Here is a 24,249-nt window from a genome sequence, read left to right as displayed (position 1 = left end):
TCTCCTGGATGCGGGGGAGTGGATACGAACGGTGGTCTCGGGTACTGAGACGCTGCCGGACGGGGTTCCCGTACGGCTCGTGCACGGCTGGACCGTGTGCGGAACTACTTCTGCCGCTTGTAGAACGGCAGCGCCACGACCTCGTACGGCTCATGCGTACCGCGAATGTCGACGCCGACGCCGGAGGTGCCGGGCGCGGCGTGCGCCGCGTCCACGTACGCCATCGCGAGCGGCTTGCCCAGCGTCGGGGACGGGGCGCCCGAGGTGACCTCGCCGATGACCTGACCGTCGGCGACGACCGGGAAACCGGCGCGCGGGACGCGGCGGCCCTCGGCGATCAGGCCGACCAGCTTGCGCGGCGGGTTCGTGGCGGCGCGCTCGGCGGCGGCCTCCAGGGCGGCGCGGCCGACGAAGTCCCCCTCCTTCTCGAACTTCACGACCCGGCCCAGCCCCGCGTCGAAGGGGGTCAGCGAGGTGGTCAGCTCGTGCCCGTACAGCGGCATGCCCGCTTCCAGGCGCAGGGTGTCGCGGCAGGACAGACCGGCCGGCACCAGGCCCACGCCCTCGCCCGCCTTGGTCAGCGCCTGCCACAGCTCCACGGCGTGCTCGGGGGCGACGAACAGCTCGAAGCCGTCCTCGCCGGTGTAGCCCGTACGCGCGATCAGCGCGGGCACGCCGGCGACGGTGCCCGGCAGGCCGGCGTAGTACTTGAGGCCGTCCAGGTCGGCGTCCGTCAGGGACTTCAGGATGCCGGGGGACTCCGGGCCCTGCACCGCGAGCAGCGCGTACGCGTCGCGGTCGTCGCGGACCTCGGTGTCGAAGCCGGCGGCCCGCTCGGTCAGGGCGTCGAGGACGACCTGGGCGTTGGAGGCGTTGGCGACGACCATGAACTCGGTCTCGCCGAGACGGTAGACGATCAGGTCGTCGACGATCCCGCCGTCCTCCTGACAGATGTGCGTGTAGCGGGCGCGGCCGACGCCGACGGTGGAGATGTTGCCGACCAGCGCGTAGTCGAGGGCCTTGACGGCCTCCGGGCCGGTCAGCGTGATCTCGCCCATGTGGGAGAGGTCGAAGAGACCGGCCTTGGTGCGTACGGCGTTGTGCTCGTCGCGCTCGCTGGCGTACCGCAGCGGCATGTCCCAGCCCGCGAAATCGGTCATGGTCGCACCGAGCGAGCGGTGCAGCGCGTCGAGGGCGGTCAGACGGGGGGCAGTGCTCATGGGTGTGGCTCCCGAGTCCCAGGGCATGACATGACGAGGAGGGTCCTCCCCATCTGTCATCGGAACCTGAGAGGTTCGCCGAGAGTTCCTCGGCTTGCACCTTGGGTGGAGCTGTCGAACAGCTCGCTTTTCAGATCTGCCTCATCCACGCGGTACGGGGCCTGAGAGATTCAAGGGAGGATCTTGCTCCTTCGGCGCCCGCGCACGGCCTTGCGGCGTGCCGGGACTCTCCCGCGCGGATTCAAGCGGCCGGTATGCAGTTGGTCCAGATGGCGCACATCATTGCACGCCGTGCCCGTGATCGGGCGGAGGGGTCCGAAAGTTCGTACGGTACCCCGAGCGGGCGGACCGGAACCGGGGATGCCGGATTACCGTCTCTTTACACTCAGTGGGCAAGGGTCCTCGTGACCCGATTCGGGGGAGGCGAACACTGTGCGGAGATTCGGAGTGGTGACGACGACGGGAACCGTGGACGCGGTGCCGGCGCAGCGCGGGGCGCGCGGACGGGACCGCGAGCGTGCCTCGGACGCGGGCATCGGCTCCGTACGCGACCTGCGCGGCCCCGAGGTGCGCGGCCCGCAGCGGCTCGCCTTCGCGGACGGGGACATCGTCGTGGTGTCCGGCCTGCCCGGCGGCGGCAAGAGCACCCTGATCAAGCGGGCGGCGGCCGAGGGCGGCGCCGTCGACTCCCAGGACACCCGCGAGCGCTGGGAACGGCGGATGCCGCAGGCCCTTCCGTACGCGGTGTACCGGCCGCTGGTGCGCGCCGCGCACTACTGGGGGCTGTGGCGGCTCCTGCGCTCCGGAGCCTCCGTGGTCGTCCACGACTGCGGTACGCAGAGCTGGGTGCGGGGGCTGCTCGCGGCGGCCGCGCGGCGCCGGGGGCGGGCGCTGCACCTGCTCCTCCTCGACAGCAGCCCCGCCGAGGCGCTCTCCGGCCAGGCTGCGCGGGGGCGGCGGGTCTCGGCCTACGCCTTCGCCCGCCACCGGGGCGCGGTGGGCCGCCTCCTGCGCGAAGCCGAGGCGGGCCGCCCCCCGCACGGCTGCGCCTCGGTCACCCTGCTGGACCGTGCCTCCGCCGCGACGGTGACCCGCATCGCGTTCCACACCTGACCCGGCGGGTGCGGAGCCCCGGCAACGGCGCGGCACGCGGGGCCGGTACCCTGCGGGGCGACACGCGGCGGATCACGGAGGCACGGGACATGCAGGGCAGCGGCTGGCCGGGGAATGAGCTGGAGCAGGTGCTCGGGGCGGCGCTCGGGCAGCCGGACGCCGGCGGGCGGATCCTGGAGGTGCTCGGGCGCAGCCAGGTATGGGTGCCCCTGCCAGGCGGCGGCGGCCCCGACTCGGCCGACCTCACCCTGCCCACGATGGACATCGACGGCGCGGCCTACGTCCCCGTCTACAGCTCCGAGGCCCAGTTCCTCGCCTGCGTCGGCCCCGGCATGGACTTCGCCGTGGCCCCGGCCGTGGAATTCGCCCGCGGCCTGCCCCCGCAGCTCGGCATCGCGGTCAATCCCGAGGGTGCCGTCGGCGTCCCGCTCCCCCCGCCCGCCGTCGCGGAGCTCTGCCGTACCGGCCGGACCCCGCTCGACGGCCCGTCCACCGGCGGTCGCGTCCGGCTCTACGAGCCCGACTGGCAGGAGGACCCGGTGGACTTCCTGGCCGCCGCCGCCGAGGAGTTCCGGGCCACCGGCGTGGTCGCGGCCGCGCACCGCTGCCTGGCCAGCATCGAGGGCGGGGCGCCGGAGCTGTTCATCGGTGTCCGCCTGGTGGGATGGGAACCCGAGATGCGCGAGGCCCCGATGGAGGCCCTCGGACGGGCGCTGACGCGTGTCGCGCCGCCGTGGCCCGTGCAGTTGATCCTGCTGGACGCCGCCCAGGACCCGGTCACGGACTGGATTCGTGAGCGCGTACGCCCCTTCTACCTCCCGTAGGGCCGCTTAAGCTGAGGGGCACGCGTGGACGACGGGCGGACGAAGAGGGGTACCGGGTGAGTGCGTCAGGCACGGCCGCGGCCGGGCAGGTCGAGCACATGATGCGCCAGGTGACCCCCGGGCGCTATGAGAGTTACGAGTCGCTCCTGCATGCCCTGTCCGAGGGGCGGCTCTGGATGCTGCTCTGGCAGGGGCAGCCGGGTTCCCCGGACGCCCAGTACGGCGGCATGGAGGTCGACGGCCTCGGGTACGCGCCCTGCGTCACCTCCCCGCAGGAGCTGGCCGCCAGCGGCTGGAACCGGGGCTACGAGGTGGTCACCGGGCGGGACATCGCCCGCGCGCTCTACCCGGACCGCTGGGGCCTGTGGCTCAACCCGCACGCCCCGGGCGGCGGCCTCGGCGTGCCCTGGGCCGACCTGCGCCGGATCGCCACCGGCCTGGACCGCATGCCGGCCGGCCCGCTGCGGCTCTCCGAGCCCGCCATCGAGCTCCCGCAGTTCTACGGGCTGCTGACCCAGCACGCGCACCGCACGCCCGCCGTCCGGTCGCTGCGCCGCGCCTGGGTGCAGCCCGCGCTCGGGTCCCCGTACCTCGCGGTCGGGCTCGACCTGTACGACGCCTCCGCGCCCGCGCTGGAGTCCGTACGGGAGATGATGCGCCAGTCCGTCGGGGTGGTCCCCGAGGGCGTCCCGGTGTGCACGGTCGCGCTGGCGGACGAGCACGACCCGGTGGCGATGTGGCTGCGCGCGCAGACCCGCCCCTTCTACGACCGCGAGGGCCAGGCTCCGGCGTACTGATCCGTCTCCTCCACATATCGAGACATCCCCCGGCGAAGGCCGCACCGGACCCATCGGTGCGGCCTTCGGCATATCCGCTGAATAGACCCAAGATCCATGCACGAAAAGGCAGTTGGGACGGATGTCCGTTCCGCGCCGAACATGAGGTCTTGAACCGCTGAGACGGGTGCGCCGTTCGGATAACGGAAGTCGACTCGTCACATCACGGTTGCGCATCACATCCCCGTCGGGTCTGGCGGGTGATCGAGAGACCGTTGAAGACTCCCCCCACTGAGAGGGCCCAACCAGCGGGTGCCCACTCTTCATCCGCATTTCGCGAGCAGTTCCGCAGCGACCAACCGCCGGCGACCAGCGACAACCGCGACACGATGTGAACCAAGCCGTCACAGCGGCTGGCAGGGGCCGGCCACCAGCCGGCCGAGAGGGGTCCCCACCACGATGACGGCACCTACCGAGACCAGCGGGCCCGCGGGGCTCCAGCCCGGCGCCAGCCCGGACGGGGCGAAGCAAGGGGCGATTGAGGGTCGTTCGCTCGGCCGGATCGCATGGACCCGCCTCAAGCGGGACCGGGTCGCGATGGCCGGCGGGATCGTCGTCCTCTTCCTGGTCGTGCTGGCCGTTCTCTCCCAGCCGATCCAGGCGATCTTCGGCCTCGATCCCGACGCCCTCCACCAGGACCTGATCGACCCGTCGCTCGCGACGCCCATCGGCTCCTTCGGCGGCATCAGCTGGTCCCACCCGCTGGGCGTGGAGCCGAAGTTCGGCCGTGACATCGCCACCCGCATCCTGGAGGGCTCCTGGGTGTCGCTGCTCGTGGCCTTCGGTTCGACGCTGCTGTCCGTGGTCATCGGCTCGGTGCTGGGCGTCGTCGCCGGCTACTACGGCGGCTGGGCCGACACCGTCATCAGCCGGATGATGGACACCTTCCTCGCCTTCCCGCTGCTGCTGTTCGCGATCTCCATCTCGGCCGCGCTGCAGGGCGGCGCCTTCGGGCTGGAGGGGCTGCCGCTCCACATCAGCGTGCTGGTGTTCGTGATCGGCTTCTTCGGCTGGCCGTACATCGGACGCATCGTGCGCGGCCAGACCCTGTCCCTGCGCGAGCGGGAGTTCGTCGACGCGGCACGCTCCCTGGGAGCGCGGGGCCCGTTCATCGTCTTCCGGGAACTGCTCCCGAACCTGGTGGCGCCGATCCTCGTCTACGCGACCCTGCTGATCCCCACCAACATCCTTTTCGAGGCGTCCCTGAGCTTCCTGGGCGTCGGTATCCAGCCCCCGCAGGCTTCCTGGGGCGGAATGCTGAGCGAGGCCGTCAGGTACTACAAGGTCGACCCGATGTACATGGTCGTGCCGGGCCTGGCGATCTTCATCACCGTGCTCGCCTTCAACCTGCTCGGCGACGGTCTGCGGGACGCCCTGGACCCCAAGAGCCGCCGCTGAACCGTTTCCTCGGGCGCGGCCGGGCCACCGCCCACCCCATCACCACTCCACTCTGAATCAGGGGGCTTAACTCCACCATGAAAAGCAGGTCGAGATCAGCTGCGGTGCTCGTGGCCGCCATCAGCATCGCCCTGGGCGCCTCCGCGTGCAGCGGCGGGGACAAGACGGGCGAGGGCGACGGCAAGGGTTCCGCCGCTGCCAACGCAGCCGTCACGGGTGTCGTCAACGCCTCGGACAAGAAGGGCGGGACGCTCGTCTACGAGGCGTCCGACACGCCCGACTCGTTCGACCCGGGCAACACGTACTACGGCTTCGTCTTCAACTTCAGCCGCCTGTACGCGCGTCCGCTGACCACCTTCGCCCCCGCCCCGGGCGCCGAGGGCAACAAGGTCGTGCCGGACCTCGCCGAGTCCCTGGGCGTCCCGAGCGACGGCGGCGCCACCTGGACGTACAAGCTCCGCAAGGGCGTGAAGTACAGCGACGGCACCGAGGTCACCTCGAAGGACGTCAAGTACGGCGTCGAGCGGAGCAACTTCGCCCGTGACGTCCACTCCAACGGCCCGAGCTACCTGGCCCAGTACCTCAAGGACAACGAGCCGAAGTACGAAGGCCCGTACAAGGACAAGAGCGACGAGGGTCTGAAGTCCATCGAGACCCCGGACGACCACACCATCGTCTTCAAGCTCAAGCAGCCCTTCGCGGAGTTCGACTACCTCCTGGCCAACCCGCAGTCGGCCCCGGTGCCGAAGGCCAAGGACGACGGCGCCGACTACGTCAAGCACATCATCTCCTCCGGCTCCTACATGTTCGAGAGCTACGAGCAGGACAAGCAGGCCGTCCTGGTCCGCAACCCCAACTGGGACGCCGGCAACGACCCGCTCCGCAAGCAGCTGCCGGACAAGATCGTCGTCAAGCTGAAGGTCAACCAGGAGACGATCGACTCCAACCTGAAGGCCGGCAACTCCCACATCGACATCGTGGGCAACGGCGTCGCCCAGCAGACCCAGTCGGAGCTGCTGAGCTCGAAGGACCCGAACACCGACAACGCGCAGGGCGGTCGCCTGGTCTACATGGCGATCAACACCAAGGTGGCGCCCTTCGACAAGGTCGAGTGCCGCAAGGCCGTCCAGTACGCCGTGGACAAGGTCTCGGTGCAGACCGCGTTCGGCGGACCGGTCCGCGGCGCCGTCGCCAGCACCGTGCTGCCGACGGACATCCCGGGCCACGTGGACTTCGACACCTACAAGACCCCTGAGAACAAGGGTGACGAGGCCAAGTCCAAGGAACTGCTGACCGCCTGCGGCCAGCCGAACGGCTTCGAGACCACCATCACGGCCCGCAACGACCGTGCCGGTGAGGTCGACATGGCCACCGCGATCCAGGCCTCGCTGAAGAAGGTCGGGATCACCGTCAAGATCCAGCAGTACCCGGCCGGCAAGTACTTCAGTGACTACGCGGGTGTCCCGAAGTTCACCGAGGACAACAAGATCGGCCTCATGATGATGCAGTGGGGTGCCGACTGGCCGACCGGCTTCGGTTTCCTCCAGCAGGTGGTCCACGGTGACGCGATCGGCAAGACGGGCAACACCAACCTGTCGCAGCTGAACAACCCCGAGATCAACAAGATGCTCAACGACAACATCGCCAACACCGACCCCGCCGCGCGGGAGAAGGTCTACGGCGACATCGACAAGAAGGTCATGGACGAGGCGGTCATCGTGCCGCTGACCTACTTCAAGGTGCTGCACTACCGCTCGCCGAAGATCACCAACGCGGTGTCGAACCCGGCCTGGAGCGGCCAGTACGACTACCTCAACGTCGGCCTGAAGTAAGTCCGAACCCAGTAAGGCCCGACCTTTCAGCCCGATCTGCCAGAACCGTGGAAGGCAGGTGAAGGCAGCTGTGCACGCCGGCTCGTGCGGCTCCCCCGACCGGGGAGCCGTACGGGCCGGCGGACGCCGAAGCCGACCCTCGTGTTTGTGTACATCGTCCGGCGGATGATCGCCGCGGTGGCCCTGCTGCTCGTCGTCAGCGCGATCACCTTTGCGATTTTCTTCCTGCTGCCCAGGCTGGCCGGCGGCACCGTCGACTCGCTTGCCACTCAGTACATCGGCAAGAACCCGTCACCGGAGTCGATCGCCGCGGTCAAGCAGAACCTCGGCCTCGACCAGCCCCTGCACCACCAGTTCTGGGAGTTCCTGAAGGGGATATTCGTCGGCCGCGAGTTCAACTTCGGCCCGCAGCCCTCGCAGTGCCACGCGCCCTGCCTCGGCTACTCCTTCAAGGACCACGTCGAGGTCTGGCCCCAGATGCTGGAGCGCCTGCCGGTCACGGCCTCCCTCGCCTTCGGCGCGGCCGTCGTCTGGCTGGTCACCGGTGTGACCACCGGCGTCATCTCCGCCCTGCGCCCCGGCTCGCTCTTCGACCGCGTGGCCATGGGCGTGGCGCTCGCCGGCGTCTCGCTGCCCATGTTCTTCACCGGCGTCCTGTCGCTGGCGCTGTTCGTCTTCAACTGGCCGATCTTCACCAACGTGTACGTCGACTTCTCCGACGACCCGGCCGGCTGGTTCCAGGCGCTCGTCCTGCCGTGGTGCACCCTCGCCTTCCTCTACTCGGCGCTCTACGCCCGCCTCACCCGGGCCGGGATGCTGGAGACGATGAGCGAGGACTACATCCGCACGGCCCGCGCCAAGGGGCTGCGCGAGCGCGTGGTGGTGACCCGGCACGGACTGAGGTCCGCGCTGACGCCGATCATCACCATCTTCGGCATGGACTTCGGGCTCCTCCTCGGCGGCGCCATCGTCACCGAGACCGTCTTCTCGTACCACGGGGTCGGCGAGTACGCCTACCAGGCGATCGCGGTCAACGACCTCCCGAAGATCCTCGGCGTGACCCTGTTCGCCGCGTTCTTCATCGTGTTGTGCAACCTGGTGGTCGACCTCGTCTACGCCATCATCGACCCGAGGGTGAGGCTGTCGTGACCGACCCGACGAAGCCCGTCAGCGGTGCCGGCCAGGGCACCGGAACCAGCACCGAAGCCGGCACCGGCACGGGCACCGCGACGGCCCCCGGCGCGCCCGGGGCCTTCCTCGACGTCCGCGACCTGCGGGTCCACTTCCCCACGGACGACGGCCTGGTGAAATCGGTCGACGGACTCTCCTTCCAGCTGGAGAAGGGCAAGACCCTCGGCATCGTGGGCGAGTCGGGCTCCGGCAAGTCCGTCACCTCGCTGGCCCTCATGGGCCTGCACCGCGTCGGCAACGGCGGCCGGTCCAGCGCCTCCCTCTCGGGCGAGGTCTGGCTGGACGGCAAGGAACTGCTCTCCGCCCACCCGGAGGAGGTGCGCAAGCTGCGCGGCCGGGAGATGGCGATGATCTTCCAGGACCCGCTCAGCGCGATGCACCCCTACTACACGATCGGCTCCCAGATCGTGGAGGCCTACCGGGTCCACCACGACGTGAGCAAGAAGGTCGCGCGCGCCCGGGCCGTCGAGATGCTGGACCGCGTCGGCATCCCCGAGCCCGACAAGCGGGTGGACAACTACCCGCACGAGTTCTCGGGCGGCATGCGCCAGCGCGCCATGATCGCGATGGCGCTGGTGAACAACCCCGAGCTGCTCATCGCGGACGAGCCGACGACCGCCCTCGACGTCACCGTCCAGGCGCAGATCCTCGACCTCATCCGGGACCTGCAGAAGGAGTTCGGCTCCGCGGTCATCATGATCACCCACGACCTCGGCGTGGTCGCCGAGATGGCCGACGACATCCTCGTGATGTACGGAGGCCGGTGCGTGGAGCGCGGTTCCGCCGAGAAGGTCTTCTACGAACCCCGCCACCCGTACACCTGGGGCCTGCTCGGTTCGATGCCCCGCATCGACCGCGACCAGACCGAGCGGCTCATCCCGGTCAAGGGCTCGCCGCCCAGCCTGATCAACATCCCCAGCGGCTGTGCCTTCAATCCGCGCTGCCCGTACGCCGACGTGCCCAAGGACGGGATCACCCGCACCCAGCGGCCCGAACTGACCGAGGACGGGCACAAGCACTGGTCCGCCTGCCACATGCCGACGGAGCAGCGGACCCGGATCTGGACCGAAGAGATTGCGCCGAAGCTGTGACCGAGGACATGAAGAAGACGGACGCCCCCGGCGTCCCCGCGCAGCGGGCGGAGGAGCCCGGGCCGCTGCTCAAGGTGTCCGGGCTGACCAAGCACTTCCCGATCCACAAGGGGTTGCTGCGCCGGCAGTCCGGCGCGGTCCAGGCCGTCGACGGCCTCGATTTCGAGGTGCGGCGCGGTGAGACCCTCGGGGTCGTGGGCGAGTCCGGTTGCGGCAAGTCCACGATGGGCCGGCTGATCACCCGGCTGCTGGAGCCCACGGGCGGCACCATCGAGTTCGAGGGCAGGGACATCACCCACCTCGGGGCCTCGGCCATGCGGCCGCTGCGGCGCGACATCCAGATGATCTTCCAGGACCCGTACGGCTCGCTGAACCCGCGCCACACGGTCGGCACGATCGTCAGCGCCCCCTTCAAGCTGCAGGGCGTGCAGCCGGAGGGCGGGCTCAAGGCGGAGGTCCAGCGGCTGCTGTCGCTGGTGGGCCTCAACCCGGAGCACTACAACCGCTACCCGCACGAGTTCTCCGGCGGCCAGCGCCAGCGCATCGGCATCGCCCGCGCCCTGGCCCTGAACCCGAAGCTGGTCGTCGCGGACGAGCCGGTCTCGGCGCTGGACGTGTCGATCCAGGCCCAGGTGGTCAACCTGCTGGACGACCTCCAGGAGGAGCTCGGCCTCACCTACGTGATCATCGCGCACGACCTGTCGGTCATCCGGCACGTGTCCGACCGCATCGCGGTGATGTACCTCGGCAAGCTCGTGGAACTGGCCGACCGGACCGCGCTCTACGAGAACCCGATGCACCCGTACACCAAGGCGCTGCTGTCGGCCGTTCCCGTGCCCGACCCGCGCCGCCGGGGCGCGAAGAGCGGGCGCATCCTGCTCAAGGGCGACGTGCCCTCGCCGATCTCGCCGCCGAGCGGGTGCCGCTTCCACACGCGGTGCTGGAAGGCCACGCAGATCTGCACGACGCAGGAACCGCCGCTGCTCACGCTGAAGACGGGCCACCAGGTGGCCTGCCACCACCCGGAGAACGCCCCCGACCAGGCCCCGGGCGACAAGCCCCTGCCCGGCGCGGCGGACGCGGTGGCAAAGACGACGGAGTAGCCGGGCCGGCGGGGCTGGACAATCCAGCCCCGCCGGCGTTTGAGGCGCGGGTCTGGGGCGGAGCCCCAGGTCTTGTAGCGGCACCGCCCCCGCGGCCCCGCACCCGCCCCCACCCGTCACCCCGCCGGGAGGCGAGGGGCGACAATGGCCCGGTGCTCCACGATCTCTTCCCGCCCGGGGTCCAGCATGCGCTGGACCTCGCCGGCATCTTCGTCTTCGCCACCTCCGGCGCCCTGCTCGCCGTCCGCAAGAACTTCGACGTCTTCGGCATCGCCGTCCTCGCCCTGGTCACGGCCCTCGGCGGCGGCCTCTTCCGCGACCTCGTCATCGGTGCGGTCCCGCCGGCCGCGTTCGGCGAGCTCAGTTTCTTCGTCACGCCGCTGGTCGCCTCCGCGCTCGTCTTCTTCCTGCACCCCGAGGTCCAGCGGATCAACCGGGCCATCAACGTGTTCGACGCCGCGGGCCTCGCGCTGTTCTGCGTGACGGGCACGACCAAGGCCTACGAGTTCGGCCTCGGCCTCACCGCGTCCGCCGCGCTCGGCCTGGCCACCGCCGTCGGCGGCGGCGTACTGCGCGACGTACTCGTCAACGAGGTGCCCTCGCTGCTGCGCGACCGCGAGATGTACGCCGTGCCCGCCACCGTCGGCGCCGCCATGGTCGCGGTCTCCATCGCGCTGGACTCCCTCAACGCCGTCACCACCGGCCTGGCGATCGTCACCACGTTCGTTCTGAGGCTCCTCGCCATGCGCTACCACTGGCGGGCCCCGCTGGCCTGGAACCGGCGCTCTTCGGTGGCCGAAGAGCCGTAACAATAGAAAGCTACCGCTTAGTAGCATCCCGGTGTACCGTCGTTTTCATGTCACACGCAGCTGCCAAGGCCTCCATCGGCGACAGTGAGTTCGACCGCGACACCAGCATCACCGCACGCGCGGACGAGCCCGGGGTGTACGACGCGGAACTCTCCGCCGGGTGGACGATCATCGCCGCCGTCAACGGGGGCTACCTGCTGGCCCTGGTCGGCCGGGCCCTCTCCGCGGCCCTCCCGCACCCGGACCCCTTCACCGTCTCCGCGCACTACCTGACCTCCTCCGTGCCCGGCCCCGCCGTGATCCGCACGCAGGTGGTCCGGGTCGGCCGCACCCTCTCCACCGGACAGGCCTCGCTGTTCCAGTTCGACGAGAGCGGCGCCGAGGTCGAGCGCATCCGCGTCCTCGCCTCCTACGGCGACCTCGCGGCCCTGCCGGACGACGTCCGCACGGTCGCCGAGCCGCCCGTGATGCCCGCCTACGAGGACTGCATCGGCCCCGAGGCCGGCCCGGCCCCGATCCCCGGCAGCTCCGCCATCGTGGACCGGCTCCGGCTCCGGCTGGACCCGGCGACCGCGGGATGGGCCGTCGGCGCCCCCTCGGGCAAGGGCGAGATGCGGGCCTGGTTCGAGCTGGCCGACGGCCGCGACGCCGACCCGCTGTCCATGCTCCTCGCGGTGGACGCGCTGCCGCCGACCGCCTTCGACCTCGGTCTGGTGGCCTGGACCCCGACCGTGGAACTCACCACGCACGTCCGCCGCCGCCCGGCCCCCGGACCGCTCCGGGTCGCCATCACCACCCGCAACCTGGCCGGCGGCTTCCTGGAAGAGGACGCCGAGGTCTGGGACTCGACGGACCACCTGGTGGCCCAATCCCGCCAACTGGCCCGCGCGCTCCGCTCCTGAGGCGCCCCAATTCAGCCGCGCCGGCGTTTGAGGCGCGGGGTCCGGGGCGGAGCCCCAGGCGACGGCGAGGGTCCCGCCGGGCGGACCGGCACCGGCGGGCTCGTAGAATCGGGGGATCATGGCCTACCTCGACCACGCCGCCACCACCCCGATGCTGCCGGAGGCCGCCGCGGCGATGACCGCGCAGTTCGCCGCCACGGGGAACGCGTCCTCCCTGCACGCCGCCGGCCGCCGGGCCCGCCGTACCGTCGAGGAGGCCCGCGAGGCCTTCGCCGAGGCGGTCGGCGCCCGCCCCAGCGAGGTGGTGTTCACCGCCGGCGGCACGGAGGCCGACAACCTCGCCGTCAAGGGCCTCTACTGGGCCCGGCGCGACGCCGACCCGGCCCGGAACCGGGTCCTGGCCAGCCCCGTCGAGCACCACGCCGTGCTCGACGCCGTCCACTGGCTCGCCGAACACGAGGGCGCCCGCGTCGAGTACCTGCCCGTGGACCGCTACGGCCGCGTGCACCCCGACGCCTTCCGGGAAGCCGTCGAGCGCAACCCCGACGACGTGGCCCTGGCCACCGTCATGTGGGCCAACAACGAGATCGGCACCGTCATGCCGGTCCGCGAACTGGCCGCCGTCGCCCGCGAGCACGGGATCCCGCTGCACTCCGACGCCGTCCAGGCCTTCGGACAGCTCGACGTCCACTTCGCCGACAGCGCTCTCGCCGCCATGACCGTCAGCGGCCACAAGGTCGGCGGCCCCTACGGCATCGGCGCGCTGCTCCTCGGCCGCGACCAGAGCCCCGTACCCGTCCTGCACGGCGGCGGCCAGGAGCGGCACGTCCGCTCCGGCACCCTCGACGTGCCCGCCATCGCCGCCTTCGCGGTGGCCGCGGTCCTCGCAGCCGAGCGGCGGGAGCGGTTCGCCACCGAGATCGGCGCCCTGCGCGACGAGCTGGTCGCCGCCGTCCGCGCGGCCGTGCCCGACGCCGTCCTCGGGGGAGACCCCGACGGGCGCCTTCCGGCCAATGCCCACTTCAGCTTCCCCGGCTGCGAGGGCGACTCCCTGCTGCTCCTGCTCGACGCCCAGGGCATCGAGTGCTCCACCGGCTCCGCCTGCACCGCCGGCGTGGCCCAGCCGAGCCACGTCCTGCTGGCCACCGGCACCGACCCGCAGCTGGCCCGCGGCACCCTGCGCTTCTCCCTCGGCCACACCTCCACCAAGGAGGACGTCGCGGCCGTGGCCGCGGCCATCGGCCCGGCCGTGGAACGCGCCCGCACGGCGGGCCTCAGCTAGGGCCGGGCTTCGCCGCGAGGGCTTCCCGGACGAGGCGTACGTAGCGGTCCCAGTCCCAGTGGGGTCCCGGATCCGTGTGGTCGGCGCCCGGGACCTCGGAGTGCCCGACGAGGTGGGTGCGGTCCGCCGGTATCCCGTACCGGCGGCAGACGTCGGCCGCCAGCCGGGCCGAGGCCGCGTACATCGCGTCCGTGAAGTCCTCCGGGCGGTCCACGAAGCCGACGTGCTCGATGCCGATGCTGCGCTCGTTCATCGAGCGGTTCGCCGCGTGGAAGGCCACGTCCATCTCGCGCACCAGCTGTTCCACGTGGCCGTCGCCGCGCACGATGTAGTGCGCCGACGCCCGGTGGAACGGATTCTTGAAGGCCTGCACCGAGCCCTCGAAGCTGCCCTGTGTGACATGGACGACGATCCGGTCCACCCGGTAGTCGTCGGGCCGGTCCGCCATCCGCCAGTTCGCCGGCGAGGCCGAGGTCCAGCTCGCGCCCACGTGGTCGAGCTCGCCCTCCTTGCGGGGCTTGGCCACTCCCGGTATCAGCCACCAGGCCCGGCCGATCTCGTCGCGGCCGGCGACCGCGGCCGCCGCGAAGACCCCGAGCCCGCCGAACAGCACCGCCCTGCGGGTCCGGTTCCGCGGTTTCGATCTTTTGTTCCCGAGCTCGGTCATGTGATCCACCCCCCTGTACCCGATAACGCGCTGTGACCCCGCCCGGTTCCCCCGTACTCTGGACGGTGCTATGACTGAGAACCTGCCGCGCACCGCCCGCCCCCTTCGCGTCCTGGCCGCCATGTCCGGCGGAGTGGACTCCGCCGTCGCCGCCGCCCGCGCGGTCGAAGCCGGGCACGACGTGACCGGCGTCCACCTCGCCCTGTCCGCGAACCCGCAGTCCTTCCGGACCGGCGCCCGCGGCTGCTGCACCATCGAGGACTCCCGCGACGCCCGCCGCGCCGCCGACGTGATCGGCATCCCGTTCTACGTCTGGGACCTGGCCGAGCGCTTCCGCGAGGACGTCGTCGAGGACTTCATCTCCGAGTACGAGGCCGGGCGCACCCCGAACCCCTGCCTGCGCTGCAACGAGAAGATCAAGTTCGCGGCGCTGCTCGACAAGGCCCTCGCCCTCGGCTTCGACGCCGTCTGCACCGGCCACTACGCCACCGTCGTGCTGAACGAGGACGGCACCCGCGAGCTGCACCGCGCTTCCGACATGGCCAAGGACCAGTCGTACGTCCTCGGCGTCCTCGACGAGAAGCAGCTCGCCCACGCGCTGTTCCCGCTCGGCGACACCCTCACCACCAAGGACGAGATCCGCGCCGAGGCCGAGGAGCGGGGCCTGGCCGTCGCGAAGAAGCCCGACAGCCACGACATCTGCTTCATCGCCGACGGCGACACCCAGGGCTTCCTCGCCGGCCGCCTCGGCAAGGCCGAGGGCGACATCGTCGACGAGGCCACCGGCGAGAAGGTCGGCACCCACGAGGGCGCCTTCGGCTTCACCATCGGCCAGCGCAAGGGCCTGCGCATCGGCCACCCCGCCCCCGACGGCAAGCCGCGCTACGTCCTCGACATCTCCCCGGTGAACAACACCGTCACCGTCGGCCCGGTCGAGGCCCTCGACGTCACCGCCCTCACCGCGATCCGCCCCCGCTGGTGCGGATCCACGGCCGCCGCCCCGGGCACGTACACCGCCCAGCTGCGCGCCCACGGCGGCGAGACCGAGGTCTTCGCCGAGGTCGTGGACGGCGAGCTGCGCGTCTCCTTCACCGAGCCGGTCCGCGGCGTGGCCCCCGGCCAGGCGATCGTGCTCTACGACGGCACCCGCGTGGTCGGCTCCGCCACCATCGCGACGACCACCCGGGCCACCGCCGCCGTCTGACCGGAGCCCCGCACGGCACGACGCCGCGGCCCCCCCGTGCGGGCCGCGGCGTCGCGCTGTCAGGAATCAGGCAGCCGGGTACCAGACGGTGCCGCGGCCGCCGTGCTGGGTGAGGGTGGTGGCGATGATCTCGCCCTCCCGGAAGTAGCGCGGGTGCTGCTGCAGGAAGCCGGGGAAGGAGTCCAGGGACGTCGCGTCACAGACCCCGTCGGTCTGGATGCAGTGGCGCTGGACGGGGACGCCCGGGAAGTCCTCCGGCCCGGTGCCGGGGGAGTAGGCCACGAAGGGGATGAGGACCCCCTCCGGGACCAGGCGCCAGAAACCGGTTCCGGGCTGCATCGGGTCGGAGTAGAGCATGCCGTCGACCCGGTCGCGCGGCACCTCGGTGCCGTTGTCGGCGATCGTCTGGAGCAGCAGGTCGGCGACCCAGGCGCCCTGGGAGTAGCCGGCGATCGTGAAGGTCGCGGTCGGGTCGGTGCGGTAGGCGTCCTCCAGGGCGGCCTTGGCGTTCCAGTAGCCCTGGTTCACGCTGTCGCCGAAGCTCGGCGCGAAGGGGGCCGGCTGTTCGTTGTGGCTCCCGACGAAGGGGCCGCCGCTGGCCACGTAGCAGACCGGAATCGCGATGCCCCCGTTCAGATTCCGGTTCGCGGCGTCGAAGCTCGTGGTGCATCCGGGCGCTTCCGCGGCGGCGCCGGTGCCGCCGATCTCGATGTAGTAGTGGTTCGCCGGGGCGGCGTGCGCGCCGGTCGGCGCGACGACGGCGCCGGCGAGCAATAAGGCCGTCGACGCGATGACGGACTTGAGGCGGCGGGTGAGCCCGTTCGGCTTCGTGGTGGACATGAGGGTCAACTCCCCTGGGTCGAGGCGGCGCCGCGTCGGGTGCGGCGACAGGCACTCATCGTGGTGTTCGTGCTGGTCGGCGGACCATGCCCGCAACCGGCCATATGTGGCCGGTTGGTCGTGCCCCGTGGTTTGACCGGGTTTCCGCAGGACATCGGACACAGGTGGCAGGAGCGTCGTCAGGGGAAAGGGCGTACAAGTGAGCAGCCGGTTCGGTGCGTTGCTCCGCGGGTTGCGGCACGAGGCGGGGATGACGCAGGAACAGTTGGCCGAGCGGTCCCGGCTCGGGGTCCGCACCATCCACCGGCTGGAGACCGGCAAACCCACCGACGCCCGGATGGGAACGGTGAAGCAGGTCGCGCACGCACTGGCCGACGAGCTGCGGCGCGACCGGGACGAGCTCTGGACGGACCTGCTGGCCGCCCACCGGGGCACCGGGACCGCCGCCGCCGGGCAGGCCGGTCAGGCCGCGGAAGAGGGCGTGGGCGATCAGCCGTCCGCGCCCGTCGCGGCTCCGGCTCCCGGGCCCGCCTCCGCACCGGCTCCCGTACCGGCTCCCGCGCCCGCCCGGCCGGGGCGCCCCGGCACGCTGCCGACGTCCCGGGGCGCCCTGGCCGCGGTCGCCGAGGCGCTCGCCCACGACGTCTACGGCCGCTGCATCCGCGAGGAGGAGCAGCGCCGCGTCCACGACCCCTTCCCGCTGCCCGTGCGCTGGCGCTCCGCGCCCGCCGAACTGCTCGACCACCGGGCCAACATCAGCGGTACTCCCCCCGGGGCCCCCGAAGCGCCCGGAGCGCCCGGAGCCGCCGACGGGCAGCCGTCCCTGGACGGCGGCCTCACCGACATCGCCGACGTCTACCGGCGCGTCCGGTCCGGCCGGCTGGTGGTGCTCGGCCGGGCCGGCTCCGGCAAGACCGTCCTCGTGCTGCGGTTCGTCCTCGACCACCTGGGGGCCCGTACCCCCGGCGAACCCGTGCCCGTGGTCTTCAGCATGGGCTCGTGGGACCCGACCGGCACCACCCTGCGCGACTGGCTGATCGCCCGCCTGCTGCGCGACCACCCGCACCTCGACGCGAGCGCCCCCGGCGGCTCCACCCTCGCCGCCGCCCTGGTGGACGCCGGATGGATCCTGCCGGTGCTCGACGGGTTCGACGAGATGGCCACCGGGCTGCTCGGCGTCGCCCTGCGCGAACTCAACACCAGCGCGCTGCCGTTGCTCCTGACCAGCCGCACCGAGCAGTTCGCCGAGGCCGTCGGGGTCGAGGTGCTCCGCCGGACCGCGGGCATCGAGCTGCTGGACCTGGACGCCGACGACCTGGTCCGCTACCTGCCCCGCACCGCGCGCCCCACGGCACCGGCCGACCGCGACGGCCGGGCCTTCACCGGCTGGGACCCCGTGCTGGAGCGGCTGCGCACGGATCCGGACGGCGCTCCCGGCGCCCGCCTCGCGGCCGTGCTCCGCACTCCGCTGATGGTCCTGCTCGCCCGGACCGTCTACAGCGACACCCCGGCCCAGGACCCGGCCGTACTGCTGGACTCCGCCCGCTTCCCGACCCCGGGGGCCATCGAGGAGCACCTGCTGGCCGGGTTCGTGCCGAGCGTCTACGGGTCGCCCCCCACGGCCGTCCCGGGCGCACGCCGCGCGCGCGGGCCCCGTACGTGGGACCCGCAGCGCGCCCGGCACTACCTGGGCCACCTCGCCGGGCACCTGGACCGGCCCGGGCGGCGCGAGGGCCAGGACCTGGCCTGGTGGCAGCTGCGCGAGTCACTGCCGCTGGCCTCGCGGATCCTGGCCGTCGTCCTCGCCTGTTCCCTGGTCACCGCGGTCGCCGACTGGCTGGTCTTCCCCGCCAAGAACCTGGCGGCGGGCCACGGAGCCGCCTTCGCGCTCGGTACGGGCCTGCTGGACGCGCTGCTGTTCGGCCCGGCCGTCGGGCTCGCCTTCGGGCTGGTCCACGGACTCGTGGCCGTGCTCGGGATCCGGGCGTTCGAGCCGTCCCGGGTGCGGATACGGCTGCCGGGCCGCCGCCGGTCCGCCGGCCCCTCCGCCCGCCGGGTCGCCACTCTGGTACCGGCCGGACTGCTGGGCGGCTGCGTGATGGGCCTCGGGTGCGGGCTCGCCTACACCGTCGGTGCGCAGCTGACGTACGGCGGAGTGCTGGTCAACCCGGCCGTGATCGAGGCGACGGCCGTCAACTGCCTGATGTACGGGCTCACGTTCGCCCTCGCGGGAGGGCTCGTACTCGGGCTCGTGGCCACCCTGGAGACCCCCATCGACCTCGGCCGCGCCGCCACCCCGACGGACCTGCTGGCCATCAACCGCAGCATCGTGGTGCGCCAGGCCCTCTTCCTCGCGCCGATGCTCACCGTGGTGATCGCCTTCGGCGGCCGGCTCATGACCGAGCTGCTCCAGGGCGTCGTCGGCCCCCTGACCTGGCCGATGGCCGACGGTCTCGCGCTCGGCGCCGTGGGTGGGGTGGCCGGAGCGCTCTCCTACGCCCTGGCGTTCACCGCCTGGGGCCAGTGGGTGCTCCTGACCCGCATCTGGCTGCCGCTGACCGGGCGCCTCCCCTGGGCGACCGTCGCCTTCCTGGAGGACGCCTACCGGCGCGGCGTGCTGCGCCAGGTCGGCGCCGTCTACCAGTTCCGCCACGCCCGGCTCCAGCGCCACCTGCGCGGACGGCCCACGAGCTAGGTCCTGTCCCGGGCCCTGGGCCGTCCCGCGGCGGACCGCGCCGCTCAGGCGACCGTCAGGACGATCTTGCCGGTGGTGCGGCCCAGTTCGCCGATCTCGTGGGCCTTCGCGGCCTGCTCCAGCGGCAGCACCGTGTCGACCAGCGGCTTCAGCAGGCCCTGGTCCGCCAGGGCCGCGATCGCCTCCAGGCCCTTCAGGTCCGGTTCCACGAGGACCCAGGAGGCGTGCACGCCCTGTGCGTCGGCCGGGAGGCCGTCGGGGCCGGGCAGGGTCACCAGGTGCCCGCCGGGCTTCAGCACCTTCAGGGAACGCTCCGCGATCTCGCCGCCGACCGCGTCGAGGACGACGTCCACGTCCGAGACCGCCTCGGTGAAGTCCTGCTCCCGGTAGTCGATCACCTCGTCCGCGCCCAGCTCGCGCAGCAGACCGTGCTTGCCCGCGCTCGCCGTGCCGATCACGTACGCGCCGCGGGCCTTGGCGATCTGCACCGCCAGGTGCCCGACCCCGCCGGCCGCCGCGTGCACGAGCACCCGCTGCCCGGCCGCGACCGCGGCCGTGTCCACCAGCGCCTGCCAGGCGGTCAGCGCCGCCAGCGGCAGGGCGGCCGCCTGCACGTGGTCGAGGGAGGCCGGCTTGCGGGCGAAGTGCCGGGCGGGGGCGGCGACGTACTCGGCGTAGCCGCCGGCCTGCCGCGGGAAGCTCGGCATGCCGTAGACCTCGTCGCCCGGGCGGTACACGGTCACGCCGGGGCCGACCGCCTCGACGGTTCCGGAGACGTCCCAGCCGACGATCGGGACCTCGCCCCAGGTGATGAGGGCGCCGCTGGCCCGGGTCTTCCAGTCGACCGGGTTGACGCCGGCCGCGTGGACCCGGACGAGGATTTCGCCCAGGCCCGGCTCCGGCCGGTCCACCTCGCGCTCGACCAGGGTCTCGGGGCCGCCCCATCCGTTCACGATCATCGCGCGCATGCCTGTCCGCCTCATTTCGTTCGATCACATCCGATACCGGGTTCTCCCCGGCGACACGTCCCACATTCGGGCATCGCCGGCCCGCACGGTGTTGGCCGAATGGCCACTATCTGACAGAATCTGGCCATGAGCTGCGTACGGAAGACGACACCGGAGGCAGGGGACGTCCAGGGAGGCGGCAGGCTGCACCGGATCGCGGTGCTCGCCCTGCCCGGCGTGCCCCCCTTCGAGCTGGGGATCCCCTCGCGCGTCTTCGGCAGCGCCGTGGACGAGGCCGGCGAGGCCCTGTACGAGGTCGTCGTCTGCACGGCCGACGGCCGCCCCGTGCTGAGCGACGCCGGGTTCACCATCCAGCCCGCCGCCGGACCCGAAGCGCTCGCCGCCGCCGACACCGTGATCCTCCCGCCCACGCACGCCATGCCCGAGCTGGCCGACGGTGCCCCGCTGCCCCCAGAGGTCACCGCCGCCATCGCCGGCATCCGCCCCGGCACCCGCCTGGTCTCGATCTGCACCGGCTCGTACGTCCTCGCGGCCGCCGGACTGCTCGACGGCCGGCCCGCGACCACGCACTGGAACCTGGCTCCCGAGTTCCGCCGGGCCTACCCCCGGGTCCTCGTCGACGAGGACGTCCTGTTCGTCGACGACGGCGACGTCCTGACCTCCGCCGGGGTCGCCGCCGGGGTCGACCTGTGCCTGCACCTGATCCGGCGCGACCACGGCGCGGCCGTCACCAACCGGGCCGCGCGGATGTGCGTCGTACCGCCCTGGCGCGACGGCGGGCAGGCGCAGTACATCGACCGGCCCGTCCCCGAACCCACCGTGGCCACCACCACGGCCACCCGCGCCTGGGCCCTGGAACGCCTCGCCGAACCGGTCACCCTCGCCGAACTGGCCGCCCACGCCCGGATGAGCCTGCGCACCTTCACCCGGCGCTTCCGCGACGAGGTCGGCATGACCCCGGTGCAGTGGCTCACCGCGCAACGCCTCGAAGTGGCCCGCCAGTTGCTGGAGTCCAGCGACCTTCCGGTCGACCTGGTCGCCCACCGCGCCGGCTTCGGCTCCGGCAACTCCCTGCGCCAGCACATGCGTGCCGCCCTCGGCATCTCCCCGATCGCCTACCGGCGCACCTTCCAGCCCGCCTCGGCATGACCTGTGGGGTAATCGCCGCGGCCGGCGCGCGCTGACAGGATCGGACCAACGGGCCCGGACCGACGGGCCGGTCACACCGGGGAGCAGACCATGACCGCGTACGCCATCGCCCACATCCGCCCCGAGACGATGAACGAGGACGTCCTCGAGTACATCGAGCGGATCCAGTCGACCATGGACCCCTTCGAGGGCCGCTTCCTCGTGCACGGCAAGGAGGTCGAGGTGGTCGAGGGACCCTTCCCCGGCACCGTCGTCGTGATCGGCTTCCCGGACATCGAGCGGGCCCGCGCCTGGTACGCCTCCGACGCCTACCGGGCCATCCTCCCGCTGCGCACCCGCCACATGGCGGGCGAGGTCCTCCTGGTCGAAGGCGTCCCCGCCGACTACGACGCCTCCAAGACGGCCGCCCGTCTGCGCGAGGAAGCGGGGCTCTGACGATGGGCAACCGGGCCGTCTTCGTCCTCTCGGGGCCCCTGGGCCACACCCGCCACCGCTCCTCCCACGGCGCCGTGGACCTGGGCCTCGACCTGCTCGCCGGGCCCGAGGCAGTGCTCCCGTTCCTGCGCAGCCACGCGAGGGAGGACGGCTGGTACCCCGACGACATGGTCGAGGCCGGCGTCCTCGCCGACGAGACCCGCCGGCTCCTGCTGGTCTTCGCCCAGGAGGGGCCCGCCGCTTCCCTGCGCACCCGGGCGGCCACCCTGGAGCTGCTGCGGTGCGCCTGGCCGGGCTGGGAGGTGCGCTGGCTCTACGACGGCCAGAGCGGGCTGCGCGCCCACCTCGGGCTCGACCCGGGGGAGCCGGACACCGCCGTGTACCCCGGTCCCGCACTGGAGCCGGACGACGAGGAGCTGGACGACCCCGACCCGCTGGTCGCCGTGGTCACCATCGGCGCGGACCGCTGCCACGTGCTCGCCGACATCGACGACCACCCGGTCGAGGAGGGGCCCGCCCTGCTGGAGCGGCTCCGGGACGCTCCGGACCACGGGAGCCACCGGCTGCGGGCGGACGCCGGCATCCACGTGGATCCCGAGCGGCGCCGGGTCGGCTGGTGGCTGAACACGGCCCGCGCCCACGGCCGTACCCTCGCCGCCCGGTGGCCCGGCTGGACGGTGGAGTTCTGGGAGGACCGCTGGGCCGAGCACGAGCGGGCCTGCGGCGGCCGCTTCGCCCCGCCCGCGCCGGACCGCGCCGCCGCGCTGGCCGAGGTACGCGACCAGGCCCTGGAGCGGTGGGCCGGGCCGCGGGGCGACGTGCGGGCCCGGCTCGTCGCGACGCTCCCGCACGCCGTGATCGGCCAGGGCTTCGCCCCCGCCGTCCCGGCGGAGCGGGCGGCCGCCGCCCGCGCCGCCGTGGAGCGCGCGTACCGGACGGCCGTCGGCACCTGACCTCGACCTTCGGCTCCCGCGCCCGTCCGGGGGTGCGAGCATGGGCGGTATGGCTACTCACATGATCACCGGTGCCGGATCCGGCATCGGCGCGGCCGTCGCGGCCCGCCTGCACGCCCGTGGCGACGACCTCGTCCTCCTCGCCCGCGACGCCGCCCGCGGCAAGCAGCTCGTCGAGCGGTACCCCGGAGCGGGCGTCCTCGTCGGCGACCTCGCCGACCCCGAGCGGCTCTCGTGGGCCTTCTCCAAGCAGGCGATCCCCGAGCGGATCGACTCCCTGCTGCACGTCGCCGGGATCGTGGACCTCGGACCGGTCGGGGAGCTGCGGCCCAAGACCTGGCACCAGCAGCTCAACGTCAACCTGATCGCGCCCGCCGAGGTCACCCGGCTGCTCCTGCCCACCCTGCGCGCCTCCAAGGCCACCGTCGTCTTCGTGAACTCCGGCGCGGGCCTGACCGCCCACGCCGACTGGAGCGCGTACGCCGCCTCCAAGCACGGGCTGAAGGCCCTCGCCGACTCGCTGCGCGCCGAGGAGAAGGCCAACGGGATCCGCGTCACCTCCGTGTACCCGGGGCGGACCGCCAGCCCCATGCAGGCCAAGGTGCACTCCCAGGAGGGCAAGGAGTACGACCCGGCCGCCTGGATCGACCCCGAGTCGGTGGCGACCACCATCGTCATGGCCGTCGACCTGCCGCGCGACGCCGAGGTCAACGACCTGAGCGTCAGGCCGGGCCGGTGACCGCGAGCGCCACCGGCGTCGGTTCGCTGCCCGGCGGCGACGCCCGCGAGGCCGCCAAGACCGTCACCGGGTCCTTCGAGGAGTTCCCGTACCTCGCCGAGCTGCCCGCCCGGGGCCCCGGCGCCGACATGATCGGCCGTTCCCTCGGACTGCTCGTCGACATGTACGCGCACGTCGAGCCCAGCGGCTGGCGGATCAGCGACCGCCCCGGACGGGACTCGAAGCGGGCCCGGTCCTGGCTCGGCGAGGACCTCGACGCCCTGGAGGAGTTCACCCAGGGGTACACCGGGAAGCTCAAGGTCCAGGCGGTCGGCCCGTGGACGCTGGCCGCCGCCCTGGAGCTGCACGGCGGCGAGGCCATGCTCCAGGACGCGGGGGCCTGCCGGGACCTGGCCGGATCGCTGGCCGAGGGGCTGCGCGACCACCTGGCCGACGTGCGCAAGCGGATCCCCGGCGCCGACGTCGTGCTGCAGTTCGACGAGCCGTCCCTGACGGCCGTGCTGCTCGGCCGGGTCCGCTCCGCGAGCGGCTACCGCACCTACCGCGCCGTCGACCGGCAGGTCGTCGAGGGCACGCTGCGCGAACTCTTCGCCGTGCACGACGGGGACGTGATCGTGCACTCCTGCGCGCCCGAGGTCCCCTTCGGCCTGCTGCGCCGGGCCGGGGCCACGGGCGTGTCGTTCGATTTCTCGCTGCTCACCGAGCGCGAGGATGACGCCATCGGGGAGGCCGTCGAAGGCGGTGCGAAACTCTTCGCCGGAGTGGTGGCGGGCACGGACGGTCCGTTGTCGGACCCTGCCGGTAGCGTCATGGGTGTCAGGAAGCTTTGGCGCAGGCTGGGGCTGGCCCCGGGGACTCTGGCGGAGTCCGTCGTGGTCACTCCGTCGTGCGGTCTGGCGGGCGCCTCGCCCGCCTACGCCCGCGCGGTGCAGGCGCATTGCGTCAGGGCGGCGAGGTCGCTCGCCGACAACCCTGAGTGACGGTCGAGACGGGGCACG

At 72.4% G+C, this 24,249-nt stretch carries 22 protein-coding genes and 1 riboswitch; of the genes, 18 read left to right on the top strand and 4 right to left on the bottom strand.

The window, feature by feature from the left end; genetic code table 11:
* Positions 1-104 precede the first annotated feature (104 nt).
* Positions 105-1,220 carry a glycine cleavage system aminomethyltransferase GcvT gene (gene gcvT / locus AB0D29_RS15300; RefSeq protein WP_351584754.1) on the bottom strand — a complete coding sequence of 372 codons (1,116 nt, stop codon included), beginning with the start codon at positions 1,218-1,220 and terminating at the stop codon, positions 105-107.
* Positions 1,221-1,360: 140 nt separating this feature from the next.
* A riboswitch (glycine riboswitch) is annotated at positions 1,361-1,464 on the bottom strand.
* A 206-nt stretch (positions 1,465-1,670) separates the two neighbouring features.
* Here gcvT and AB0D29_RS15295 point away from each other — a divergent pair.
* The 11 genes from AB0D29_RS15295 (at position 1,671) to AB0D29_RS15245 (ending at position 13,601) form a co-directional block, all read left to right on the top strand.
* On the top strand, positions 1,671-2,333 hold the full coding sequence (locus AB0D29_RS15295) for an AAA family ATPase (protein WP_362854497.1): 663 nt from the start codon (positions 1,671-1,673) through the stop codon (positions 2,331-2,333).
* Positions 2,334-2,422: 89 nt separating this feature from the next.
* Positions 2,423-3,157, top strand: a complete 735-nt coding sequence (locus AB0D29_RS15290; protein ID WP_362854495.1) for an enhanced serine sensitivity protein SseB — start codon at positions 2,423-2,425, stop codon at positions 3,155-3,157.
* 56 nt (positions 3,158-3,213) lie between these two features.
* Positions 3,214-3,954, top strand: coding sequence for an enhanced serine sensitivity protein SseB C-terminal domain-containing protein (locus tag AB0D29_RS15285; RefSeq protein WP_362854493.1), 741 nt, complete (start codon positions 3,214-3,216; stop codon positions 3,952-3,954).
* Positions 3,955-4,392: 438 nt separating this feature from the next.
* Positions 4,393-5,391 (top strand): ABC transporter permease, encoded by a 999-nt coding sequence (locus AB0D29_RS15280; protein ID WP_362854492.1) that lies wholly within the window; start codon positions 4,393-4,395, stop codon positions 5,389-5,391.
* Positions 5,392-5,468: 77 nt separating this feature from the next.
* The gene (locus AB0D29_RS15275; protein WP_362854490.1) at positions 5,469-7,223 is read left to right on the top strand and encodes an ABC transporter substrate-binding protein; all 1,755 of its coding nucleotides are present in this window, start codon (positions 5,469-5,471) and stop codon (positions 7,221-7,223) included.
* A 141-nt stretch (positions 7,224-7,364) separates the two neighbouring features.
* Positions 7,365-8,372 (top strand): ABC transporter permease, encoded by a 1,008-nt coding sequence (locus AB0D29_RS15270; protein WP_351295002.1) that lies wholly within the window; start codon positions 7,365-7,367, stop codon positions 8,370-8,372.
* Positions 8,373-8,494: 122 nt separating this feature from the next.
* A complete protein-coding gene (locus AB0D29_RS15265) occupies positions 8,495-9,505 on the top strand; it encodes an ABC transporter ATP-binding protein (RefSeq protein WP_362854702.1) in 1,011 nt (336 codons plus the stop codon).
* Positions 9,506-9,513: 8 nt separating this feature from the next.
* Positions 9,514-10,608: a dipeptide ABC transporter ATP-binding protein gene (locus AB0D29_RS15260; RefSeq protein WP_362854701.1), complete on the top strand. Its 1,095-nt coding sequence runs from the start codon at positions 9,514-9,516 to the stop codon at positions 10,606-10,608.
* A gap of 152 nt (positions 10,609-10,760) precedes the next feature.
* Positions 10,761-11,417, top strand: coding sequence for a trimeric intracellular cation channel family protein (locus AB0D29_RS15255; RefSeq protein ID WP_362854488.1), 657 nt, complete (start codon positions 10,761-10,763; stop codon positions 11,415-11,417).
* Positions 11,418-11,464: 47 nt separating this feature from the next.
* Positions 11,465-12,319 carry a thioesterase family protein gene (locus AB0D29_RS15250; RefSeq protein ID WP_030708321.1) on the top strand — a complete coding sequence of 285 codons (855 nt, stop codon included), beginning with the start codon at positions 11,465-11,467 and terminating at the stop codon, positions 12,317-12,319.
* Positions 12,320-12,437: 118 nt separating this feature from the next.
* On the top strand, positions 12,438-13,601 hold the full coding sequence (locus tag AB0D29_RS15245; RefSeq protein WP_362854486.1) for a cysteine desulfurase family protein: 1,164 nt from the start codon (positions 12,438-12,440) through the stop codon (positions 13,599-13,601).
* Here the strand turns inward: AB0D29_RS15245 and AB0D29_RS15240 are convergent.
* Positions 13,594-14,268, bottom strand: coding sequence for a peptidoglycan recognition family protein (locus tag AB0D29_RS15240; RefSeq protein ID WP_362854484.1), 675 nt, complete (start codon positions 14,266-14,268; stop codon positions 13,594-13,596). The genes AB0D29_RS15245 and AB0D29_RS15240 overlap by 8 nt on opposite strands.
* 70 nt (positions 14,269-14,338) lie before the next feature.
* Between AB0D29_RS15240 and mnmA the strand changes: the two genes are divergently transcribed.
* Positions 14,339-15,472 (top strand): tRNA 2-thiouridine(34) synthase MnmA, encoded by a 1,134-nt coding sequence (gene mnmA / locus AB0D29_RS15235; protein WP_362854482.1) that lies wholly within the window; start codon positions 14,339-14,341, stop codon positions 15,470-15,472.
* Between the two features lie 66 nt (positions 15,473-15,538).
* On the opposite strand, the gene AB0D29_RS15230 is transcribed toward mnmA, so the two are convergent.
* A complete protein-coding gene (locus AB0D29_RS15230; RefSeq protein ID WP_362854480.1) occupies positions 15,539-16,312 on the bottom strand; it encodes a PE-PPE domain-containing protein in 774 nt (257 codons plus the stop codon).
* Between the two features lie 199 nt (positions 16,313-16,511).
* Between AB0D29_RS15230 and AB0D29_RS15225 the strand changes: the two genes are divergently transcribed.
* Positions 16,512-19,007, top strand: coding sequence for a helix-turn-helix domain-containing protein (locus tag AB0D29_RS15225; protein ID WP_362854479.1), 2,496 nt, complete (start codon positions 16,512-16,514; stop codon positions 19,005-19,007).
* Positions 19,008-19,051: 44 nt separating this feature from the next.
* Here AB0D29_RS15225 and AB0D29_RS15220 read toward each other — a convergent pair whose 3' ends face one another.
* Positions 19,052-19,975 carry an NADP-dependent oxidoreductase gene (locus AB0D29_RS15220; RefSeq protein WP_362854477.1) on the bottom strand — a complete coding sequence of 308 codons (924 nt, stop codon included), beginning with the start codon at positions 19,973-19,975 and terminating at the stop codon, positions 19,052-19,054.
* A 126-nt stretch (positions 19,976-20,101) separates the two neighbouring features.
* Between AB0D29_RS15220 and AB0D29_RS15215 the strand changes: the two genes are divergently transcribed.
* From AB0D29_RS15215 to AB0D29_RS15195, 5 genes are all read left to right on the top strand, one after another.
* Positions 20,102-21,124, top strand: a complete 1,023-nt coding sequence (locus tag AB0D29_RS15215; protein ID WP_362854475.1) for a helix-turn-helix domain-containing protein — start codon at positions 20,102-20,104, stop codon at positions 21,122-21,124.
* 90 nt (positions 21,125-21,214) lie between these two features.
* Complete coding sequence (locus AB0D29_RS15210) at positions 21,215-21,559, top strand: DUF1330 domain-containing protein (RefSeq protein WP_362854474.1); 345 nt, start codon at positions 21,215-21,217, stop codon at positions 21,557-21,559.
* A 2-nt stretch (positions 21,560-21,561) separates the two neighbouring features.
* Complete coding sequence (locus AB0D29_RS15205) at positions 21,562-22,512, top strand: hypothetical protein (protein WP_362854472.1); 951 nt, start codon at positions 21,562-21,564, stop codon at positions 22,510-22,512.
* Positions 22,513-22,561: 49 nt separating this feature from the next.
* Positions 22,562-23,251, top strand: coding sequence for an SDR family oxidoreductase (locus AB0D29_RS15200; RefSeq protein WP_362854470.1), 690 nt, complete (start codon positions 22,562-22,564; stop codon positions 23,249-23,251).
* On the top strand, positions 23,248-24,231 hold the full coding sequence (locus AB0D29_RS15195; protein ID WP_362854468.1) for a methionine synthase: 984 nt from the start codon (positions 23,248-23,250) through the stop codon (positions 24,229-24,231). Before AB0D29_RS15200 ends, AB0D29_RS15195 begins: the two co-directional genes overlap by 4 nt.
* The last annotated feature ends 18 nt before the right edge of the window (positions 24,232-24,249 follow it).

Source organism: Streptomyces sp. NPDC048424 (assembly GCF_040651555.1).
Classification (GTDB): domain Bacteria; phylum Actinomycetota; class Actinomycetes; order Streptomycetales; family Streptomycetaceae; genus Streptomyces.
The sequence above is the reverse complement of the archived record's forward strand: the minus strand, read 5'-3'. Positions and strand labels throughout refer to the sequence as shown.

What these genes read in the sequence shown, in the direction of transcription:
- gcvT (WP_351584754.1), bottom strand. Translation starts at nt 1,220, where the DNA reads ATGAGCACTGCCCCCCGTCTGACCGCCCTCGACGCGCTGCACCGCTCG.
- AB0D29_RS15290 (WP_362854495.1), top strand. Translation starts at nt 2,423, where the DNA reads ATGCAGGGCAGCGGCTGGCCGGGGAATGAGCTGGAGCAGGTGCTCGGG.
- AB0D29_RS15280 (WP_362854492.1), top strand. Translation starts at nt 4,393, where the DNA reads ATGACGGCACCTACCGAGACCAGCGGGCCCGCGGGGCTCCAGCCCGGC.
- AB0D29_RS15275 (WP_362854490.1), top strand. Translation starts at nt 5,469, where the DNA reads ATGAAAAGCAGGTCGAGATCAGCTGCGGTGCTCGTGGCCGCCATCAGC.
- AB0D29_RS15260 (WP_362854701.1), top strand. Translation starts at nt 9,514, where the DNA reads ATGAAGAAGACGGACGCCCCCGGCGTCCCCGCGCAGCGGGCGGAGGAG.
- AB0D29_RS15250 (WP_030708321.1), top strand. Translation starts at nt 11,465, where the DNA reads ATGTCACACGCAGCTGCCAAGGCCTCCATCGGCGACAGTGAGTTCGAC.
- AB0D29_RS15245 (WP_362854486.1), top strand. Translation starts at nt 12,438, where the DNA reads ATGGCCTACCTCGACCACGCCGCCACCACCCCGATGCTGCCGGAGGCC.
- AB0D29_RS15240 (WP_362854484.1), bottom strand. Translation starts at nt 14,268, where the DNA reads ATGACCGAGCTCGGGAACAAAAGATCGAAACCGCGGAACCGGACCCGC.
- mnmA (WP_362854482.1), top strand. Translation starts at nt 14,339, where the DNA reads ATGACTGAGAACCTGCCGCGCACCGCCCGCCCCCTTCGCGTCCTGGCC.
- AB0D29_RS15230 (WP_362854480.1), bottom strand. Translation starts at nt 16,312, where the DNA reads ATGTCCACCACGAAGCCGAACGGGCTCACCCGCCGCCTCAAGTCCGTC.
- AB0D29_RS15220 (WP_362854477.1), bottom strand. Translation starts at nt 19,975, where the DNA reads ATGCGCGCGATGATCGTGAACGGATGGGGCGGCCCCGAGACCCTGGTC.
- AB0D29_RS15215 (WP_362854475.1), top strand. Translation starts at nt 20,102, where the DNA reads ATGAGCTGCGTACGGAAGACGACACCGGAGGCAGGGGACGTCCAGGGA.
- AB0D29_RS15210 (WP_362854474.1), top strand. Translation starts at nt 21,215, where the DNA reads ATGACCGCGTACGCCATCGCCCACATCCGCCCCGAGACGATGAACGAG.
- AB0D29_RS15205 (WP_362854472.1), top strand. Translation starts at nt 21,562, where the DNA reads ATGGGCAACCGGGCCGTCTTCGTCCTCTCGGGGCCCCTGGGCCACACC.
- AB0D29_RS15200 (WP_362854470.1), top strand. Translation starts at nt 22,562, where the DNA reads ATGGCTACTCACATGATCACCGGTGCCGGATCCGGCATCGGCGCGGCC.